Annotated in this window: 19 protein-coding genes; 15 read left to right on the plus strand and 4 right to left on the minus strand. The window is 69.7% G+C overall.

The annotated features are described in order from the left end of the window. Together P1K89_RS00980 and P1K89_RS00985 are read left to right on the plus strand one after the other, a co-directional pair. Window positions 1-2,145, plus strand: a complete 2,145-nt coding sequence (locus tag P1K89_RS00980) for a 3-hydroxyacyl-CoA dehydrogenase NAD-binding domain-containing protein (protein ID WP_284614483.1) — start codon at window positions 1-3, stop codon at window positions 2,143-2,145. A gap of 4 nt (window positions 2,146-2,149) precedes the next feature. Continuing rightward, window positions 2,150-3,070, plus strand: coding sequence for a crotonase/enoyl-CoA hydratase family protein (locus P1K89_RS00985; RefSeq protein WP_284614484.1), 921 nt, complete (start codon window positions 2,150-2,152; stop codon window positions 3,068-3,070). A gap of 16 nt (window positions 3,071-3,086) precedes the next feature. Here the strand turns inward: P1K89_RS00985 and P1K89_RS00990 are convergent, their stop codons facing one another. Together P1K89_RS00990 and P1K89_RS00995 are read right to left on the minus strand one after the other, a co-directional pair. Continuing rightward, window positions 3,087-3,485: a DUF3574 domain-containing protein gene (locus P1K89_RS00990; protein ID WP_284614485.1), complete on the minus strand. Its 399-nt coding sequence runs from the start codon at window positions 3,483-3,485 to the stop codon at window positions 3,087-3,089. Further along, on the minus strand, window positions 3,482-3,949 hold the full coding sequence (locus P1K89_RS00995) for a hypothetical protein (protein WP_284614486.1): 468 nt from the start codon (window positions 3,947-3,949) through the stop codon (window positions 3,482-3,484). The genes P1K89_RS00990 and P1K89_RS00995 overlap by 4 nt, the downstream gene beginning before the upstream one ends. A gap of 105 nt (window positions 3,950-4,054) precedes the next feature. On the opposite strand from P1K89_RS00995, the gene P1K89_RS01000 reads away from it, so the two are divergent. From P1K89_RS01000 to ntrC, 13 genes are all read left to right on the plus strand, one after another. Beyond that, window positions 4,055-4,783: an acetyltransferase domain-containing protein gene (locus P1K89_RS01000; protein WP_284614487.1), complete on the plus strand. Its 729-nt coding sequence runs from the start codon at window positions 4,055-4,057 to the stop codon at window positions 4,781-4,783. Continuing rightward, a complete protein-coding gene (gene rlmB / locus P1K89_RS01005) occupies window positions 4,780-5,514 on the plus strand; it encodes a 23S rRNA (guanosine(2251)-2'-O)-methyltransferase RlmB (protein ID WP_284614488.1) in 735 nt (244 codons plus the stop codon). The genes P1K89_RS01000 and rlmB overlap by 4 nt, the downstream gene beginning before the upstream one ends. Window positions 5,515-5,524: 10 nt before the next feature. After that, window positions 5,525-6,286, plus strand: coding sequence for an SIR2 family NAD-dependent protein deacylase (locus P1K89_RS01010; protein WP_284614489.1), 762 nt, complete (start codon window positions 5,525-5,527; stop codon window positions 6,284-6,286). Window positions 6,287-6,366: 80 nt separating this feature from the next. Beyond that, entirely contained in the window at window positions 6,367-7,008 is a 642-nt protein-coding gene (gene upp, locus P1K89_RS01015; protein WP_284614490.1) for a uracil phosphoribosyltransferase, read from the plus strand. 92 nt (window positions 7,009-7,100) lie between these two features. After that, on the plus strand, window positions 7,101-7,922 hold the full coding sequence (locus tag P1K89_RS01020; RefSeq protein ID WP_284614491.1) for a TIGR00266 family protein: 822 nt from the start codon (window positions 7,101-7,103) through the stop codon (window positions 7,920-7,922). A gap of 142 nt (window positions 7,923-8,064) precedes the next feature. Then, window positions 8,065-9,033, plus strand: coding sequence for a YncE family protein (locus tag P1K89_RS01025; RefSeq protein ID WP_350080796.1), 969 nt, complete (start codon window positions 8,065-8,067; stop codon window positions 9,031-9,033). Further along, a complete protein-coding gene (locus P1K89_RS01030) occupies window positions 9,020-9,796 on the plus strand; it encodes a polysaccharide deacetylase family protein (protein ID WP_284614492.1) in 777 nt (258 codons plus the stop codon). Before P1K89_RS01025 ends, P1K89_RS01030 begins: the two co-directional genes overlap by 14 nt. After that, the gene (locus P1K89_RS01035) at window positions 9,793-10,758 is read left to right on the plus strand and encodes a sterol desaturase family protein (RefSeq protein WP_284614493.1); all 966 of its coding nucleotides are present in this window, start codon (window positions 9,793-9,795) and stop codon (window positions 10,756-10,758) included. Before P1K89_RS01030 ends, P1K89_RS01035 begins: the two co-directional genes overlap by 4 nt. Window positions 10,759-10,801: 43 nt before the next feature. Continuing rightward, window positions 10,802-11,665 (plus strand): EI24 domain-containing protein, encoded by an 864-nt coding sequence (locus P1K89_RS01040; RefSeq protein WP_284614494.1) that lies wholly within the window; start codon window positions 10,802-10,804, stop codon window positions 11,663-11,665. 178 nt (window positions 11,666-11,843) lie between these two features. After that, the gene (glnA, locus tag P1K89_RS01045) at window positions 11,844-13,259 is read left to right on the plus strand and encodes a type I glutamate--ammonia ligase (protein ID WP_284614495.1); all 1,416 of its coding nucleotides are present in this window, start codon (window positions 11,844-11,846) and stop codon (window positions 13,257-13,259) included. 118 nt (window positions 13,260-13,377) lie between these two features. Next, window positions 13,378-13,905, plus strand: coding sequence for a hypothetical protein (locus P1K89_RS01050; protein ID WP_284614496.1), 528 nt, complete (start codon window positions 13,378-13,380; stop codon window positions 13,903-13,905). 59 nt (window positions 13,906-13,964) lie between these two features. Next, window positions 13,965-15,062, plus strand: coding sequence for a two-component system sensor histidine kinase NtrB (locus P1K89_RS01055; protein ID WP_284616286.1), 1,098 nt, complete (start codon window positions 13,965-13,967; stop codon window positions 15,060-15,062). A gap of 39 nt (window positions 15,063-15,101) precedes the next feature. Next, window positions 15,102-16,646 carry a nitrogen regulation protein NR(I) gene (gene ntrC / locus P1K89_RS01060; RefSeq protein WP_284614497.1) on the plus strand — a complete coding sequence of 515 codons (1,545 nt, stop codon included), beginning with the start codon at window positions 15,102-15,104 and terminating at the stop codon, window positions 16,644-16,646. Window positions 16,647-16,710: 64 nt separating this feature from the next. Here ntrC and P1K89_RS01065 read toward each other — a convergent pair whose 3' ends face one another. Both P1K89_RS01065 and xth read right to left on the minus strand, forming a co-directional pair. Further along, window positions 16,711-17,316: a hypothetical protein gene (locus tag P1K89_RS01065; RefSeq protein ID WP_284614498.1), complete on the minus strand. Its 606-nt coding sequence runs from the start codon at window positions 17,314-17,316 to the stop codon at window positions 16,711-16,713. Window positions 17,317-17,462: 146 nt separating this feature from the next. Next, window positions 17,463-18,245 carry an exodeoxyribonuclease III gene (gene xth / locus P1K89_RS01070; RefSeq protein WP_284614499.1) on the minus strand — a complete coding sequence of 261 codons (783 nt, stop codon included), beginning with the start codon at window positions 18,243-18,245 and terminating at the stop codon, window positions 17,463-17,465. Window positions 18,246-18,288: the final 43 nt, after the last annotated feature.

The following is an 18,288-nucleotide window of genomic DNA, read 5'->3' on the forward strand; positions in this document are numbered from 1 at the left end:
ATGGCGGACGCGATCACTTTGGACGTTGGCGCCGACGGCATCGCCGTCGCGACGATGAACCTGGCCGGCCGGCCGATGAACGTCGTCAACGACGAGCTGATGGTGCCGCTGGCCGCCATCGCCGAGCGGCTGGCGAGCGATGCTGCGCTGAAGGGCCTGGTGCTGACCTCGGGCAAGGCCGACTTCTGCGCCGGTGGCGACATCGACCGCATCTCGAAGATTCAGACCGCGCAGCAGGCCTTCGATGTGACGACACAGATGAAGGCGGTGCTGCGCCGGCTGGAGACGGGCGGCAAGCCGGTGGTCGCGGCGATCAACGGCCATGCGCTGGGCGGCGGGCTGGAGATCGCGCTGGCCTGCCATGCGCGGATCGTGCTCGACGATCCCCGGCTCAAGCTCGGACAGCCCGAAGTCAAGCTGGGCCTGCTGCCCGGCGGCGGCGGCACTGTGCGCCTGCCGCGGCTGATCGGCATCCAGGCTGCGCTGCAGCTGATGGCCGAGGGCAACGACCTCGCGCCGAAGAAGGCGCTGGAGATGGGCCTGGTCACCGAACTGGCCGCGAACCGCGACGAATTGATCGCCAAGGCGCGTGCGTGGTGTCTCGCGAACCCGAAGGCCAGGGCGCCGTGGGACCAGCCGAAGTTCCGCTTCCCCGGCGGCGATTCACGCTCGCCGGCGGTGGTGCAGATGCTGGCCATCGCGCCGTCGATCGCGTCGGCGAAGAGCTGGGGCAACTACCCGGCGATCCAGCACATCATGAGCTGCGTGTTCGAAGGCGGGCTGCTCGACGTCGATGCGGCCAGCGTGGTCGAGTCGCGCTACTTCGCGGCCTGCGTGATGTCGCAGGCATCGCGCAACCTGATCGGCACGCTGTGGTACCAGCTCAACGCGATCAAGAAGGGCGCGTCGCGGCCGCAGGGCATCGCGCCGTCGCCGGTCAGGAAGCTCGGCATCCTCGGCGCCGGCATGATGGGTGCGGGCATCGCCTACGTGTCGGCCAAGGCCGGCATCGACGTGGTGCTGCTCGATACCTCGCAGGAAGCGGCCGAGCGCGGCAAGGCGTATTCGCAGGGCCTGCTCGACAAGGCGGTGAAGAAGGGCCGCAGCACGGCCGAGAAGCGCGACGCGCTGCTGGCGAAGATCTTGCCGACGACACGCTACGAGGACCTGGCCGGCTGCGACCTGGTGATCGAGGCGGTGTTCGAGGACCGCGCGATCAAGGCCGACGTGACGAAGCAGGCCGAAAGCCAGATCGGGGCCGGCGCGGTATTCGCGTCCAACACGTCGACGCTGCCGATCACCGGCCTCGCACAGGCGAGCGCGCGGCCGGCCAACTTCATCGGCCTGCACTTCTTCTCGCCGGTCGACAAGATGCCGCTGGTCGAGATCATCGTCGGCGAACAGACCTCGCCGGAGACGCTGGCGCGCGGCTTCGACTACGTGCTGCAGATCGGGAAGACCCCGATCGTCGTCAACGACAGCCGCGGCTTCTATACCAGCCGCGTCTTCGGTACCTACGTGATGGAAGGCATCGCGATGCTGAAGGAAGGCGTGCACCCGCGCAGCATCGAGGTCGCCGGCCTGCAGGCGGGCATGCCGATGCCGCCGCTGGCGCTGCAGGACGAGGTGTCGCTGAGCCTCGGGCTGCACGTCGCGGACCAGACGAAGAAGGACCTCGCGGCCGAAGGCAGGGCCTATACCGAGCATCCGGGCCTCTCCGTGATCCGCGCGCTGTGCGAGATCGGCCGCATCGGCAAGAAGGCCGGCAAGGGCTTCTACGACTGGCCCGCCGAGAAGGGCGGCGAGAAGTCCTTGTGGCCGGAGCTGACGTCGCTCTATCCGACGGCTGCGCAACAACCGGCGCAGCAGGAACTGATCGACCGCCTGATGTTCGCCCAGGCCAACGAGGCCGCACGCTGCTACGAAGAAGGCGTGCTGCGCTCGGTGGCCGATGCCAACATCGGCTCGATCTTCGGCTGGGGCTTCGCGCCGTTCCAGGGCGGGGCGCTGCAGTACATCAACGCGATGGGCGCGAAACGTTTCGTCGAACGTGCACGCGAGCTCGCGGCGAAGCACGGCGCGCGCTTCGAGCCCGCAAAGGTGGTGGTCGAGATGGCCGCCTCCGGCAAGCGCTTCGAGGACTAAAGACGTGCCGGCCTTCAGCACGCTGTCGATCGACCACGATGCGCTCAACCCGCGCATCGCCCGGCTGACGCTGAACCGCCCGGAGCGGCTGAACGCGATCAACGAGTTGATGCCCGGCGAGATCCGCGCCGCGGTCGACTGGGCGGTGGCCGACGACGAGGTGCACGTGATCGTCGTGCAGGGCGCCGGCAAGGGCTTCTGCGGCGGCTACGACCTGAGCCAGTTCGGCGAGGGGCAGATCGACCACCCGTGCCAGCAGGAGCGCGCGCCCTGGGACCCGATGGTCGACTACGCGGTGATGAAGCGCTTCACCGAGGATTTCATGAGCCTGTGGCGCAGCCCGAAGCCGACGATCGCGCAGGTGCACGGCGCGGCGGTGGCCGGCGGCAGCGACATCGCGCTGTGCTGCGACCTGCTGGTGATGGCCGACGACGCGCGCATCGGCTACATGCCAACGCGCGTGTGGGGCTGCCCGACGACGGCGATGTGGACCTACCGCCTCGGGCCCACGCGCGCGAAGCAGCTGATGTTCACCGGCGACGTGATCGACGGGCGCCGGGCGGCCGAATGGGGCCTGGCCAATGCGTCGGCGCCGGCGGACCGGCTCGACGAAACGGTGCGCCGGTTGGCCGATCGCATCGCCGGCGTGCCGCGTGGCCACCTGGCGATGCACAAGATGGTCGTGAACCAGGTGCTGCTGGCGATGGGCCTGGAACAGTCGCAGCAGCTGGCGACCATCTTCGACGGCATCACCCGCCACAACCCGGAAGGGCTGTGGTTCCGGCGTTATGCGCAGGCCGAAGGCTTCAAGGCCGCCGTGCAATGGCGCGACAGCGGGCAGGCCATTCCGGAGGGGGACGAAGCCCGCCGTCGTATCGCCGAACTGGAGCGGCAGCTGGCCGAAGCGCGCGCGGCGTCACGGTAGTTTCGTTCGCCAGTCGTCAGAATGCGACGCGGGCCACGGTGCACGCGCGGCCGACCGCCTCCTGGCGGAAGCGCTCGCGGTAGCGCGCCCGCAGCGCATCGAGGCGCGCCGACGCGTCGGCATCGTCGTCGGGCAGCAGCAGCACCAGCACGCGGCTGGCTTCGCGGGCGACCGCGCCGTCCGCGCTGCGCCACTGGCCCTGCGCCGCCAGCACCGTCAGGCCCTGCGGGAAGCGGGGCGTGACTTCCGCATCGACGAAGGCCTGCCAGTCGGAGGGACTGACATCGCCGCCGCCGGGGATCGACAGCCCGAAGAACAGCTCGCAGCGCTGCCAGCCGGTGGCCGGCGGCGGCGCGGATGCGCAGCCGCCGAGCAGGGCGGCGGCAGCCAGGCAGGTGACCAGGAGAGGGTTCATCGGCCGCCGATGCTCGCACGCCGCACCGGCCACAGCAGCCAGGCGCCGGCCAGCAGCGCCAGCGGCGGCAGCCCGTAGGCCAGCCATTCGGTCGACGGGTTCTTCAGCGTCGCGCCGTGCGCGCTCAGCATGCTGACCGCGGTCACCGCCGCCAGCAGCAGCAGTGCCTGCAGCGCGCGCGATCCGATCCAGCGGTCGAGCCGGCCCGCCAGCAGCGGCGCGGCACCGGCCAGCAGCAGCGCGCTCCACAGCGGCAGCGCGATCAACGCCAGCAGCACGTCGGCGCTGGCGGGATTGACGCTGCGCAGCAGCTGCGGTGCGGCGGTGCAGGCGATCAGCCCGGCGGCGGGCAGCACGGCGAAGGCCAGACAGGGCCGCGACAGCGTGGTGAGGGTGCTGCGTGCTTCGGCCGCGAGGCTGTCGGCGAGGCTGGTGAAAGACAGGGGCAGGGCGGCAGCGTTCACGGGTCAGGCTCCTTCGGCGGGTGCGCGCATCGTCCGGCGGTGTCGTTTCATGCCCGCTTCAACCGTCAGGCCGCGGTGGGTTTCAATCGTTACCATCGCCACCGCATGACCGCCGCCGCCGCCCGCTACGACCGCCTCGACGCCTTGCGCGGTGCCGCCATCGTCTGGATGGCGGCCTTCCACCTGGCCTTCGACCTCAACCACTTCCGGCTGCTGCGGCCCCTGCAGAACTTCTACGTCGACCCGCTGTGGACCTGGCAGCGCACGGCCATCGTCACCAGCTTCCTGTTCTGCGCCGGCCTGTCGCAGGCCGCGGCGCTGCACCAGGGCCAGCGGCCCGGACGCTTCTGGAAGCGCTGGTTGCAGATCTTCGACTGCGCGGTGCTGGTGTCGGCCGGCTCGGCGCTGATGTTCCCGAACAGCTGGATCAGCTTCGGCGTGCTGCACGGCATCGCGGTGATGCTGGTGCTGGTGCGCTGGATGGCGCCGCTGAGGCAGTGGCTGTGGCTCGCCGGGGCGATCGCCTTGATCCTGCCGCGGCTCGTTCAGCACACCTTCTTCGACAGCCGCTGGACCAACTGGATCGGCCTCGTCACGAAGAAGCCGGTCACCGAAGACTACGTGCCGGTGCTGCCGTGGATCGGCGTGATGTGCTTCGGCCTCGCCGCCGGGCAATGGCTGCTGGCCAACCGGCCGGCGCTGCTGCAGGGCGCACTGGCGGCGCCGCTGAAGCCGCTGGCGGCGCTGGGGCGCTGGTCGCTGAGCTTCTACATGCTGCACCAGCCGGTGCTGATCGGCGCGATCATGGCGTACCTCCACTGGCGTCAACAATGAGCACAAAGATCCTGTTCGGCTTCCACGCCGTCACCGTGCGGCTGAAGACCGCGCCTGAGTCGATCGTCGAGATCCATGTCGACACCACGCGGCGAGACGCGCGCATGCGCCAGTTCGTCGAGCGCGCCGAAGGCCTGGGCGCCAAGCTGGTCGACAGCGACGATGCGCGCCTGACGGGCCTGGCCGGCAGCCCGCGCCACCAGGGCGTGGTCGCGCGCGTGCAGCCGATGAAGGCGCGGCATTCGCTCGACGAGGTGCTCGACGAGGTCGAGGGCCCGCCGCTGCTGCTGGTGCTCGACGGCGTGACCGACCCGCACAACCTCGGCGCCTGCCTGCGGGTGGCCGACGGCGCCGGCGCACACGCGGTGGTGGCGCCGAAGGACCACGCGGTGGGCCTCAACGCCACGGTGGCCAAGGTCGCCAGCGGCGCGGCCGAGACCGTGCCCTACCTGATGGTCACCAACCTCGCGCGCACGCTCAACGAGCTGAAGGAGCGCGACATCCGCATCGTCGGCTTCAGCGACGACGCCGAGCGCACGCTGTATGACGTCGACTTCACGCAGCCCGTCGCGCTGGTGCTGGGCGCCGAAGGCCCCGGCATGCGGCAGCTGACGCGCAAGACCTGCGACGAGCTGGTGCGCATCCCGATGCAGGGCGCGGTCGAGAGCCTGAACGTGTCGGTGGCCGCGGGTGTGTGCCTGTACGAGGCGCTTCGCCAACGCCTGAAATGAGCGGCCCGACATGAGCGGACCGGTGCCGCCGATCGACGAGCTGCGCGAGCGCCTGCGCGCCGCGCCGTCGATCTGCGTGCTCACCGGCGCCGGCATGAGCGCCGAGAGCGGCATCGCCACCTTCCGCGATGCGCTGACCGGCCTGTGGTCGCGCTTCGACCCGGCCCAGCTGGCCAGCGAACAGGGCTTTCGCGCGAACCCGAAGCTCGTCTGGGACTGGTACGCCGAGCGCCGCGCCGGCGTGCGCGCCGCCGAGCCGAACGCCGGCCATCGTGCGCTCGGCGGCTTTGCCGGCCGCCATCCGGGCCGGCTGACCGTGATCAGCCAGAACGTCGACGACCTGGACCAGCGCGCCGGCAACGCCGACACGATCCGGCTGCACGGCGACATCCTGGAAGACCGCTGGCTCGAACCCTGCGCGCGCAGCCCGGGCTGCGACACCGCACGGGCGTCGGCCGGAACGCCGCCGCGCTGCGCCGAGTGCGGCAATGCGCTGCGGCCGGGCGTCGTCTGGTTCGGCGAAGCGCTGCCCCTCGCGGCGCTGGACGCGGCCGAGTCCGCCGTCAACTGCTGCGCGGTGATGCTGGTGGTCGGCACGTCCGGCGCGGTCTGGCCGGCCGCCGGGCTGGCGGGTCGCGCCCGGCGCCGGGGCGCGTTTGTCGCGATCCTGAACCCGCACGAGAGCGAGATCGACGACGAGGCGCATGTCGTGCTGCGCGGCACCGCGGCGACGTTGCTGCCCGCGCTGTTCGACGGTTCCGACAGGCTCTGACGGCGCCTGACGGGCCGCCGGGCGCACAGCGCGCGCCTACACTTGCCGCCACCGCTGGCCCCTCCCGCCCCGAGCACACCATGCCCGTCACCGCCGTCTCCCATCCGCTCGTCCGCCACAAGATCGGACTGCTGCGCGAAGCCAACATCTCGACCAAGAAGTTCCGCGAGCTGACGCACGAGATCGCGCGTCTGCTGGCCTACGAGGCGACGGCCGATTTCCCGCTCGAGCGCACGACGATCGAGTGCTGGAGCGGCCCGGTCGAGATCGACCAGATCGCCGGCCGCAAGGTGACGATCGTGCCGATCCTGCGCGCGGGCCTGGGCATGCTGGACGGCGTGCTGGACCTGGTGCCGAACGCGAAGATCAGCGTCGTCGGCCTGTCGCGCGACCACGAGACGCTGCAGCCGGTGCACTACTTCGAGAAGTTCGTCGGCCACCTCGAGGAACGCACGGCGATCATCGTCGACCCGATGCTGGCCACCGCCGGCTCGATGATCGCCACCGTCGACCTGCTGAAGAAGCGCGGCTGCCAGGACATCCGCGCGCTGGTGCTGGTCGCCGCGCCCGAGGGCATCCGGGCGCTGAGCGACGCCCACCCGGACGTGCGCTGCTGGACGGCCGCGGTCGACAGCCACCTCAACGAGATCGGCTACATCATCCCGGGCCTGGGCGACGCCGGCGACAAGATCTTCGGCACCAAGGACGACGATACGAAGTAGGGCGGCTGCACGGTCTGCCGGTTCTCGGCGCGATTTCTGTACCATCGCGCCCGTTTTCAATCGCCTTCCGCCAAGGCGCAGGAGCAAGTTTCATGGGCATGGATGTCGTCGACTACGAGATCAAGGGTTCGGAAATGCAGTTCGTCGAGGTCGAGCTCGACCCCGGCGAGGCAGCGGTCGGCGAGGCCGGCAGCATGTTCTTCATGGATGCCGGCATCGGCATGGACACGGTCTTCGGCGACGGCTCGCAGGGCGGTGGCGGCGGCTTCTTCGGCAAGCTGCTGGGCGCCGGCAAGCGCCTGATCACCGGCGAATCGCTGTTCACCACCGTCTACACCAACAACGCCAGCCAGAAGCAGCGCGTCGCATTCGGCGCGCCGTACCCCGGCAAGATCCTGCCGATGGACCTGAAGCAGCTCGGCGGCATGCTGATCTGCCAGAAGGACTCGTTCCTCTGCGCCGCGCGCGGCGTGACGCTGGGCATCGCGCTGCAGCAGAAGCTGTCGGTCGGCTTCTTCGGCGGCGAAGGCTTCATCATGCAGAAGCTCGAGGGCGACGGCCTGGCCTTCGTGCATGCCGGCGGCACCGTCGTGCGCCGCGAGCTGCACCCGGGCCAGACGCTGATGGTCGACACCGGCTGCGTGGTCGCCTACACGCCCAACGTCAACTTCGAGATCCAGTACGTCGGCAAGATCAAGACGGCACTGTTCGGCGGCGAGGGCCTGTTCTTCGCGAAGCTGACCGGACCCGGCACGATCTGGCTGCAGAGCCTGCCGTTCTCGCGCCTGGCCAGCCGCGTCTTCGCGGCGGCGCCGCAGATGGGCGGCCGCGGCCGCGAGGAAGGGTCGGTGCTCGGCGGCATCGCCACCGGCGGTTTGCTGGGCGGAATTCTCGGCGGCGGCGACGACGAGTGACCTTTCTCAAGCCGCGAGCCGGGGCACACGCCTAAACTCGCGGGTTCTCGCTCGTCCGGTCCGGTAGGTGGTCGTGAAACTTTCCAACTCGCTGCGGCGTGTCGCCGCCGCGGCGGCGCTGCTCGGCGCCGCCTTCGCCACGCTGGCGCCGCAGGTCGCTTCGGCCGACGCGATGCCGTCGGTCGCCGCCGCCAAGCCGATCTTCGTGCTGAACTCGATGGACGCGAGCATCAGCGTCGTCGACCCTGTCAGCTTCGCCGAGCGCAAGCGCATCCCGACCGGGGGCAAGGAACCGCACCACCTGTACCTCACGCCGGACAGGAAGAGCCTGATCGTCGCCAACGCGATGAGCAACTCGCTGACCTTCGTCGACCCCGTCACCGCCGAGGTGCAGCGCACCGTCAACGACATCGACGATCCGTATCACCTGCGCTTCTCGCCGGACATGAAGTGGTTCGTCACCGCGGCGAACCGGCTCGACCATGTCGACATCTACCGCTGGCAGCCGCAGGAAGCCGCGCAGCCGCTGAAGCTCGTCAAGCGCATTCCGGCCGGCAAGACGCCGAGCCACCTGGCAATCGACTCGAAGAGCCGCATGCTCTATGTGTCGCTGCAGGACAGCGACGAGCTGATGGCCATCGACCTGCAGACGCAGGCGCCGAAGTGGACGATCAAGATCGGCAAGATGCCGGCCGACGTCTACCTGACGCCGGACGACAAGCGCCTGCTGGTGGGCCTGACCGGCGACCGCCAGGTCGAGGTCTACGACGTGGCGGGCGACAAGCCGGCACTGCTGCAGCGCATCGTCACCGGCGAGGGCGCGCATGCCTTCCGCGCGCGCGGCGACGGCAAGCAGGTCTTCGTCACCAACCGCGTCGCGAACACGATCAGCGTGATCGACCTGGCCACCCTCAGCGTTGTCGGCCAGATTGCCGCCCCGGGCGGCCCCGATTGCGCCGAGGTGCTCGCCGACGGCAAGACGCTGGTGGTCGGTGCGCGCTGGGCGCGCAAGCTCAGCTTCGTCGACATCGACAGCCGCAAGCTCGTGCGGCAGGTCCCGGTGGGCCGCTCGCCGCATGGCGTGTGGACGCTGGACCATGCACCCCGGTAAGCGCAGCCTGCTGTTCGTCCCCCTGTGCGTGGCCGCGCTGAACAGCGCGGCGGCGGGGACCTGTTCCCGCCCGGTCTACCTGACCTTCGACACCGGCCACATGGGCATCGCGCCGCTGGTGGCCGAGGTGCTGAAGCGCCAGGACGTGCGCGTCACCTTCTTCCTCGCCGACGAACGCACGCTGGACGGCGGCTCCAGCCTGGACGGCGCCCAAGCCGGCTGGTGGAAGGCCCGCGCGGCCGAGGGCCACGCCTTCGGCTCGCACACGAGGGACCACCTGCGCTGGCTGGCCGACCGGCCCGATGGCCGCTTCGAGATGCGGCCCGACGCCGGCGCAAAGGCCGGCAAGCGGCTCACGGTCGACGCAGCCGCCTATTGCACGCAGCTCGCTGCACCGGCCGAGCGCTTCAAGGCGATGACGGGCCAGACCATGCTGCCGCTGTTCCGCGCACCGGGCGGCAAGACCTCGCCGAAGCTGCTGGCCGCCGCCGCGTCCTGCGGCTGGACGCATGTCGGCTGGTCCGACGCCGGTTTCCTCGGCGACGAGCTGCCGAGCGAACGCTTCCCGAACGATCAGCTGCTCAGGCGGGCGCTCGCGCGCATCAGCGCCGGCGACATCCTGCTCGCGCATCTGGGCATCCACGACCGGAAGGACCCCTGGGCGCCGGCGGTGCTGGAGCCGCTGATCGAAGGCCTGAAGGCCCGCGGCCTGTGCTTCGCGACCTTGCGCGAGCATCCGCGCTACGGGGCGGCGGCGAAATGAGCGGGTCGCCCGCTGATTGGTTCGGCGACGCGCAGCAGGCGCTGTTCGAGGCGGTGGTGCAGCCGCTGATGTACCGCTTCGACCTCAGCGGCGTGCTCGAGCAGGGCTACGAGGGCACCGGCTGGCTGCTGGTCGGGCTGCTGCAGCTCGTGGTCATGCTGACATTGATGCGCGCCTTCGAACGCTGGCGGCCGGTCGAGCCGGTGACCGACCGGCGCGCGGTGCGCACCGACATCGTCTATACGCTGATCCATCGCCTCGGGCTCTTCCGCCTGCTCACCTTCCTCGCGATCGATCCGCTGTGGGATGCGCTGGCCGCGCAGGGCCGGCTGTGGGAACTGCGGCCGCTGGACCTCGACCGGCTGTGGCCCGGCCTCACCGACATTCCGATGGTCAGCTTCCTCGTCTACCTCGTCGTCTTCGACTTCGTCGACTACTGGCTGCACCGCGCGCAGCACCGGTTCGGCTGGTGGTGGCAGCTGCATGCGCTGCACCACAGCCAGCGCCAGATGACGATGTGGTCGGACAACCGCAACCACCTGCTCGACGACCTGATCCGCGACAGCCTGTTCGCGCTGCTGGCGCTGGCCATCGGCGTGCCGCCGGCGCAGTACGTCGCGCTGGTCGCGCTGACGCAGCTGATCGAGAGCTTCTCGCATGCCAACGTGCGGCTGGACTTCGGCCGCTGGGGCAGCCGGCTGCTGGTCGGCCCTCGTTTCCACCGGCTGCACCACGGCATCGGCATCGGCCACGAGTCGGGCGGGGCGGGCACCTTGGGCGGCCACAACTTCGCGGTGCTGTTCCCGGTCTGGGACATCCTCTTCGGCACCGCGCGCTACGACGGCCTCGATCACCCGACCGGCATCCGCGACCAGCTGCCCGACCAGGGCGGGCGCGACTACGGGCGCGGCTTCTGGTCGCAGCAGTGGCTGGGGCTGAAGCGCCTGGTCGGCAAGGCCTGAACGCGCGGGCCTGCGCCCCGCATTGCGGCTATCCTCCGCCGCGATGAAAGAACTGCTCGACGCCTTCTGGCGTGCCGCGGCCTATTGCCTGCATCCCAAGGTCATCGGCCTGTCGCTGCTGCCGCTGCTGCTGTGCGCGCTGATCGCGCTCGGCCTCGGCTGGCTGTTCTGGGAACCGGCGATGGACGCGGTGCGCGCGACGCTGGAAAGCTGGCAGCTCGTCGATGCGGCGTTGCGCTGGGTCGAGGCGATGGTCGGCGGCTCGTTCCGCACGGTGCTCGCGCCGCTGATCGTCGTGATGCTGGCGCTGCCGGTGGTGGTCGTGCTGTCGCTGCTGCTGGTGGCGCTGCTGATGGCGCCCGCGGTGGTCGGCCTCATCGCCGCCCGGCGCTTCCCGGCGCTGGAACGTCGCCGCGGCGCGAGCCTGCTGGCAGGCTTCGCTTGGTCGGTGCTCAGCGGGGCGCTGGCGCTGGTCGCGATCGTGGTCAGCATGCCGCTGTGGCTGATTCCGCCGCTGATCCTGATCCTGCCGCCGATGATCTGGGGCTGGCTGGCCTACCGCGTGATGAGCTTCGACGTGCTGGCCGAGCACGCGGACGCCACCGAACGCCGGCTGCTGATGCAGCGCCACCGCGGGCCGTTGCTGGCGATCGGGCTGGTCACCGGCTACCTCGGCGCGGCACCGTCGCTGCTGTGGGCCTTCAGCGTCGGCACGCTGATCTTCGCGCCGCTGCTGGTGGTGATCTCGATCTGGCTCTACACGCTGGTATTCGCCTTCAGCACGCTCTGGTTCGCCCACTACGGGCTGGCAGCGCTGGCCGCGCTGCGCACCGAAGCGGCCGCCATGCCGGCACCATCGGCGCCCCAAATCAGTGCGATCGATGCGCCGCCATTGGCACCGAAATAGGGCTCTTCAGTGCGCAAAGTTGGTGCATCACGGGCTTGACGCCAGGGCAGGCCGATGCCCCTGAACCCGGCATGCTTTCTGCTACATTCCAGTGCGTCTTTGAGGGGGCAATCCCCTCGCCAAGAAGAATCGCACCCCTCATTCCCCCATTCCCGCGTTCTGCTAGGAGAACACTCTGATGGCCAAGACCGTCGCCGATGTGATGTCGATGGTGAAGGAAAACGAAGTCAAGTTCGTCGACTTCCGTTTCACCGACACCCGCGGCAAGGAACAACACGTCACCGTGCCCGTGTCGCACTTCGATGAAGACAAGTTCACGTCGGGCCATGCCTTCGACGGTTCGTCGATCGCCGGCTGGAAGGGCATCGAGGCCTCGGACATGCTGCTGATGCCGGACCCGAACACGGCCAACATCGACCCGTTCTTCGAAGAGCCGACGCTGATCCTGTCCTGCGACGTGCTCGAGCCGGGCGACGGCAAGCCCTACGAGCGCGACCCGCGTTCGCTGGCCAAGCGCGCCGAGGCCTACCTGAAGTCGTCGGGCATCGGCGATGCGGCCTTCTTCGGCCCCGAGCCCGAATTCTTCATCTTCGACCAGGTGCACTGGAACGTCGACATGAGCGGCGCTTCCTACAAGATCAGCTCCGAAGAAGCGCCGTGGTCCACCGGCGGCACCTTCGAAGGCGGCAACATGGGCCACCGCCCGGCCGTCAAGGGCGGCTACTTCCCGGTGCCCCCGGTCGACAGCTTCCAGGACATGCGCTCGGAGATGTGCCTGATCCTCGAGCAGCTGGGCATCCCGGTCGAGGTTCACCACCACGAGGTGGCGGCCCCCGGCCAGTGCGAGATCGGCACCAAGTTCTCGACGCTGGTCGAGCGCGCCGACTGGCTGATGCTGCAGAAGTACGTGATCCACAACGTCGCGCACGCCTACGGCAAGACCGCGACCTTCATGCCCAAGCCCGTCGTTGGCGACAACGGCAGCGGCATGCACGTGCACCAGTCGGTCTGGAAGGACGGCAAGAACCTGTTCTCCGGCGACGGCTACGGCGGCCTGTCGGAGTTCGCGCTGTACTACATCGGCGGCATCATCAAGCATGCCCGCGCGCTGAACGCGATCACCAACCCCGGCACCAACAGCTACAAGCGCCTGGTGCCCGGCTTCGAAGCCCCGGTGAAGCTGGCCTATTCGGCGCGCAACCGCTCGGCCTCGATCCGCATCCCCTACGTCGCGAACCCGAAGGGCCGCCGCATCGAGGTGCGCTTCCCCGATCCCACCTGCAATCCGTACCTCGCGTTCGCCGCGATGCTGATGGCCGGCCTCGACGGCGTCGAGAACAAGATCCATCCGGGCGAAGCCGCCACGAAGGACCTGTACCACCTGCCGCCGGAAGAAGACGCGAAGATCCCGACCGTCTGCCACAGCCTGGACCAGGCCCTCGAGTACCTCGACAAGGACCGCGCGTTCCTGACCAAGGGCGGCGTGTTCACCGACGCGTACATCGACGCCTACATCGAGCTGAAGATGCAGGAAGTGACGCGCTTCCGCATGACGACGCACCCGCTCGAGTTCGACATGTACTACAGCCTGTAATCGGCTGTTGGGCTTGTCGGCTCGTCGCGAGCCGGCGCGTTCAAGAAGGGGCGGCCAGTCGGCCGCCCTTTTTTGTTGTCCTGGTGCGCCACAATGGCGTGCAGACCGGAGACGAGCCATGACCAGCAGGCTGTTTCACCTCGGGATGCTGCTCGCCGTATCGACGGCGGCATGGTCCCAGAGCCCCTCGACCGCCCCGACGCAGCAGGCGCCCTCGGCCAACGTGTACCGCTGCCCCGGCCCGCCGGTGCTCTACACCGACGCGCTGACCGCCAAGGAAGCCAACGAGCGCGGCTGCAAGCTGATCGAGGGCACGCCGATCACCATCGTGCAGATGCCCAAGCCGCGCACCGCGCCGTCCAACGCGGCCGCCGGCGGCGCCTCGCGCCCCGACAGCCGCGTCGATCCGACCGCGCAGCGCGCACGCGACAACGACGCCCGCCGCATCCTCGAAGGCGAGCTCAAGCGCGAGGAGGACAAGCTGGCGACGCTGAAGAAGGAATACAACAACGGCGAGCCGGAGCGACTGGGCAGCGAGCGCAACTACCAGACCTACCTCGACCGCGTCGCCGGCCTGAAGGCCAGCATCACGCGCAGCGAGAGCGACATCGCCGCGCTGAAGCGCGAGCTGTCGAAGCTGCAGTGAGCCCTGCCGAGCCGTCCGGCGAGGCCGGTCGCTACGACGCGCTCGACCTGCTGGCGACGATGGTTGCCATCGTCGGCGGCGACGGCCGGCCCTTGTACGTCAATGCGATGCTGGAGACGGAGTCCGGGCTGTCGCGCCGCGCGCTGCTGCGCACCAGCCTCTTCGACTGGTTCGTCGAAGGCGCCCAACTGCGCGAGACGCTGACCGCGGTGCTGCGCAACGAGATCGCCACCGGCCGCTTCGACGGCACCTTGCGCCGCAACGGCATGTCGGCGAACGACCTGCTGCCGGTGCACGTCATCGTCACGCAGATCGAGCAGCGCAGCGACCGCGTGCTCGTGGAGATGCTGGAGATCGAGCAGCAGACGCGGCAGGACCGCGAGGAGCGCGCGATCGGCCAGGTGCAGGCCAACAAGGAGCTGATCCGCAACCTCGCGCACGAGATCAAGAACCCGCTCGGCGGCATCCGCGGCGCGGCGCAGCTGCTGCAGATGGAGCTCAGCCCGCCGCCGGGCCGACTGAAGGCGGACAGCCCGTCCCGGGGGGAGTCGGCCGGCAGCCAGGGGCTGCTGAGTCCACGGGAGCTGACGGAGTACACCAGCGTCATCATCAACGAGGCCGACCGGCTGCAGGCGCTGGTCGACCGGCTGCTGGCGCCGCACCGGCGGCCGCATGTGGTCGTCGACGTCAACATCCACGAGGTCTGCGAGCGCGTGCGCGCGCTGATCCTGGCCGAGTTTCCGCAGGGGCTGACGGTCGCCCGCGACTACGACACCTCGATTCCCGAGTTCCGCGGCGACAAGGAGCAGCTGATCCAGGCGGTGCTGAACATCGCGCAGAACGCGGCGCTGGCGCTGCAGGCGAGCATCGCCGAGGGTGACGCGCGCATCGTGCTGCGCACGCGGGTCGCGCGGCAGGTCACCATCGGCAAGCAGCGCTTCCGACTGGCACTGGAATTGCATATCGAGGACAACGGACCGGGCGTGCCCGAGGACATCCGCGATCGCATCTTCTACCCGCTGGTATCGGGGCGCGAAGGCGGTTCGGGCCTCGGGCTCACGCTGGCGCAGACGTACGTCCAGCAGCACTTGGGACTGATCGAATGCGACAGCGAACCGGGCCGGACCGTGTTCAAGATCGTGATTCCGCTGCCCTGACGTCGGGGAGCAGTCGAGAGGAAGACAGGCCCGCGCCGCATGAAACCCATCTGGATCGTTGACGACGACCAATCCATCCGCTTCGTGCTCGAGAAGGCGCTGCAGCGCGAGCAGTTCTCGGTCCGCAGCTTCTCGAACCCGCGCGACGTGCTCAGCGCGCTCGACGACGACGAGCCGCAGGTGCTGGTCAGCGACATCCGCATGCCGGGCGGCTCGGGCATCGACCTGCTGGCCAAGGTCAAGCAGCGCCTGCCGGGGCTGCCGGTGATCATCATGACCGCGTTCTCGGACCTCGACAGCGCGGTCTCGGCCTTCCAGGGCGGCGCGTTCGAGTACCTGCCCAAGCCCTTCGACCTGACCAAGGCGATCGAGCTGATCCGCCGCGCGGTCGACGAGAGCCTGCGCGAGGAAGTGCGCGACGCCGCCGCCTCCGAGATGCCCGAAATGCTGGGACAGGCCCCGGCGATGCAGGACGTGTTCCGCGCGATCGGCCGGCTGTCGCAGAGCAACGTGACCGTGCTGATCACCGGCGAGTCCGGCTCGGGCAAGGAGCTCGTCGCGCGTGCGCTGCACAAGCACAGCCCGCGCGGCGACGCCGGCGCGAACGGCCCGTTCATCGCGATCAACACCGCGGCGATCCCGAAGGACCTGCTGGAAAGCGAGCTCTTCGGCCATGAGCGCGGTGCCTTCACCGGCGCGCAGACCATGCGCCGCGGCCGCTTCGAGCAGGCCGACGGCGGCACGCTGTTCCTCGACGAGATCGGCGACATGCCGTTCGACCTGCAGACGCGGCTGCTGCGCGTGCTGTCGGACGGCCAGTTCTACCGCGTCGGCGGGCACCAGCCGCTAAAGGCCAATGTACGCGTCATCGCGGCGACGCACCAGAACCTCGAGCAGCGCGTGCGCGAGGGTGGTTTCCGCGAGGACCTGTTCCACCGCCTCAACGTGATCCGGCTGCGCCTGCCGCCGCTGCGCGAGCGGCGCGAGGACATCCCGGCGTTGACGCGCTTCTTCCTCGCCAAGAGCGCGAAGGAGCTCGGCGTCGAGGCCAAGCGCATCACCGATGCGGCGCTCGAGCGGCTGGTCGGCTTCGATTTCCCCGGCAACGTGCGGCAGCTCGAGAACCTTTGCCACTGGCTGACCGTGATGGCGCCGGCGCAGGTGATCGAGCCGAAGGACCTGCCGCCCGAGCTGCTGGGCGGCGAGGCGCGCCCGCTGCCGCCATCGCCGGTCGACGGCCTGCCGGCACCGGCTATGCCGCTGGCGGCGCAGCCGGCGTCGATCGCGCCGCCGGGTGCCGTCCCGCCCACGCTGCCGCCGCTGGGCGCCGTGCCGGCGATCGGCAGCGGTCTCGTGACCGCAGGCCCGGCCGGCTGGTTGACCGACCTGCAGCGCGAGGCGCGGCGGCTGCTGGAGACCGGCGACCCGGAAGTGTGGGACACGCTGACGCGGCAGTTCGAGGCCCAGCTGATCCAGACCGCGCTCGACGTCACGCGCGGGCGGCGCATCGAGGCCGCGCACAAGCTCGGCATCGGCCGCAATACGATCACCCGCAAGATCCAGGAGCTCGGCCTGGATCGCTGAAGGCAACGCGGCCGCCCATGGCGGCCGCGCGTTCGTTCGACGGGATTCGTTCGTTCGACGCGATTCAGTGGCGCGAAGGTTCGTCTTCCCAGTCCCGGCTGCTCAGCGGCATCGAGCCGGTCCAGCTGCGCTCGGCCTCGTCGAACTCCGAGTGCGAGGCGTCCATCACCTCGACCGACGGCGCCAGCGGGGCCGGCGAGGTGACGCTGCGCGCCACGTTGCGCAGCGCGATGGCCTCGATGAGCCGCGTGCGCAGGGGGCGCAGCGCATCGCGCGGTTCGTCGGACTGCAGCGTTTCCAGCTGCTCGAGGCCGCGCTGCAGCACGTTGACCGACAGCCGCAGCAGCGCGCGCGAGCCGTGCTTGCGCAGCGAACGCTCGATGTGCGCGAGGTGCGGCATCAGCCGGCGCAGCGCCGGGCGTTCACGCAGCAGCGCGCGCAGGGCGCGGTGCGCATTGCGCAGCGCCAGCCCGCGGCTTTCGACGACGGTCGGCGGCTGCTGGGGCAGCATCGACGAGGCCGCGGGCACCAGCGTCGTGCCGGTGTCGCGCCGGAAGCGCATGCGCAGCCAGTGCAGCGGTCGGAAGCGCGGGCGCGCGGGTGGAAGCGGTGGGTGGACCTGGGTCGCGATCAACGCGTCGGTCAGGTAGCTCGACGGGGCATCCCTCATGGTCTTGCGCAAGCGGTGTACTGCAGGTGGGCGCGGCACGGGCACCCCCGGGGGGCAAAGAACCGGGATCATGCCATGCGCGCAACGGGGTCGGGAAGGGCGCTTACCCCGGTGCTGGGGATTGCGCCGGCCGTCGGTGACCGGGTTCAGGCGGCCGTGAGCTCGACGATCACCGGCGCATGGTCGCTCGGCCGCTCGTTCCGGCGCGGCGCCTTGTCGATGCGGCAGGCCTTGACGCGCGCCTTCAGCCCGTCGCTGACCAGGATGTGGTCGATGCGCAGGCCCTGGTTCCGGCGGAACGCCAGGTTGCGGTAGTCCCACCAGCTCCAGGACTTCGGCGGCTGCTCGAAGAGCCGGAAGGCATCGTGCAGGCCGAGGCCGAGCAGGCCCTTGAAGTGCGCGCGTTCATCGTCGGTGCAGTGGATCTGGCCCGCCCACAGCACCGGGTCGTGCACGTCATGGTCCTCCGGGGCGATGTTGAAGTCGCCCAGCAGCACGAGCTGCGGATGTTGCTGCAGCTCCGCGCGCAGCCACTCGCGCAGCGCGTCCAGCCAGCGCATCTTGTAGGCGAACTTCTCGCTGCCGGGCGCCTGGCCGTTCGGGAAGTACGCGCCGACGATGCGCAGCTCGCCGGCCGTGCCGGCGCTGCCGGCGATCACCCGGGCCTGCTCGTCGTCGAACCCGGGGATGTTGCGCAGCACCGCGCCGGCCGCGACGCCGCGCGACAGCAGCGCGACGCCGTTGTAGGTGCGCTGGCCGAACCACTGCGCCTGCCAGCCGGCTTCGGCCAGCTCGGCGTGCGGGAACTTGTCGTCGGTGAGCTTGGTTTCCTGCAGCACGACGAGATCGGGTTGCTCGGCGGTCAGCCAGGCCAGCAGCTGCGGCAGTCGGATGGCGAGCGAATTGACGTTCCAGGTGGCGATCTTCAAGGTGGTCGGGAGTCGATGAGGGGAGGCCGCGCCGGGAAAGCAC

The sequence above is a fragment of the Aquabacterium humicola genome (assembly GCF_030167915.1).
Classification (GTDB): Bacteria; Pseudomonadota; Gammaproteobacteria; order Burkholderiales; family Burkholderiaceae_C; genus Pseudaquabacterium; species Pseudaquabacterium humicola.

Coding starts and splice junctions, on each gene's coding strand:
- P1K89_RS00980 (WP_284614483.1), top strand. CDS start 1: ATGGCGGACGCGATCACTTTGGACGTTGGCGCCGACGGCATCGCCGTC.
- P1K89_RS00990 (WP_284614485.1), bottom strand. CDS start 3,485: ATGAACCCTCTCCTGGTCACCTGCCTGGCTGCCGCCGCCCTGCTCGGC.
- P1K89_RS01000 (WP_284614487.1), top strand. CDS start 4,055: ATGACCGCCGCCGCCGCCCGCTACGACCGCCTCGACGCCTTGCGCGGT.
- rlmB (WP_284614488.1), top strand. CDS start 4,780: ATGAGCACAAAGATCCTGTTCGGCTTCCACGCCGTCACCGTGCGGCTG.
- P1K89_RS01010 (WP_284614489.1), top strand. CDS start 5,525: ATGAGCGGACCGGTGCCGCCGATCGACGAGCTGCGCGAGCGCCTGCGC.
- upp (WP_284614490.1), top strand. CDS start 6,367: ATGCCCGTCACCGCCGTCTCCCATCCGCTCGTCCGCCACAAGATCGGA.
- P1K89_RS01020 (WP_284614491.1), top strand. CDS start 7,101: ATGGGCATGGATGTCGTCGACTACGAGATCAAGGGTTCGGAAATGCAG.
- P1K89_RS01030 (WP_284614492.1), top strand. CDS start 9,020: ATGCACCCCGGTAAGCGCAGCCTGCTGTTCGTCCCCCTGTGCGTGGCC.
- P1K89_RS01035 (WP_284614493.1), top strand. CDS start 9,793: ATGAGCGGGTCGCCCGCTGATTGGTTCGGCGACGCGCAGCAGGCGCTG.
- P1K89_RS01040 (WP_284614494.1), top strand. CDS start 10,802: ATGAAAGAACTGCTCGACGCCTTCTGGCGTGCCGCGGCCTATTGCCTG.
- glnA (WP_284614495.1), top strand. CDS start 11,844: ATGGCCAAGACCGTCGCCGATGTGATGTCGATGGTGAAGGAAAACGAA.
- P1K89_RS01050 (WP_284614496.1), top strand. CDS start 13,378: ATGACCAGCAGGCTGTTTCACCTCGGGATGCTGCTCGCCGTATCGACG.
- P1K89_RS01055 (WP_284616286.1), top strand. CDS start 13,965: ATGGTTGCCATCGTCGGCGGCGACGGCCGGCCCTTGTACGTCAATGCG.
- ntrC (WP_284614497.1), top strand. CDS start 15,102: ATGAAACCCATCTGGATCGTTGACGACGACCAATCCATCCGCTTCGTG.
- P1K89_RS01065 (WP_284614498.1), bottom strand. CDS start 17,316: ATGAGGGATGCCCCGTCGAGCTACCTGACCGACGCGTTGATCGCGACC.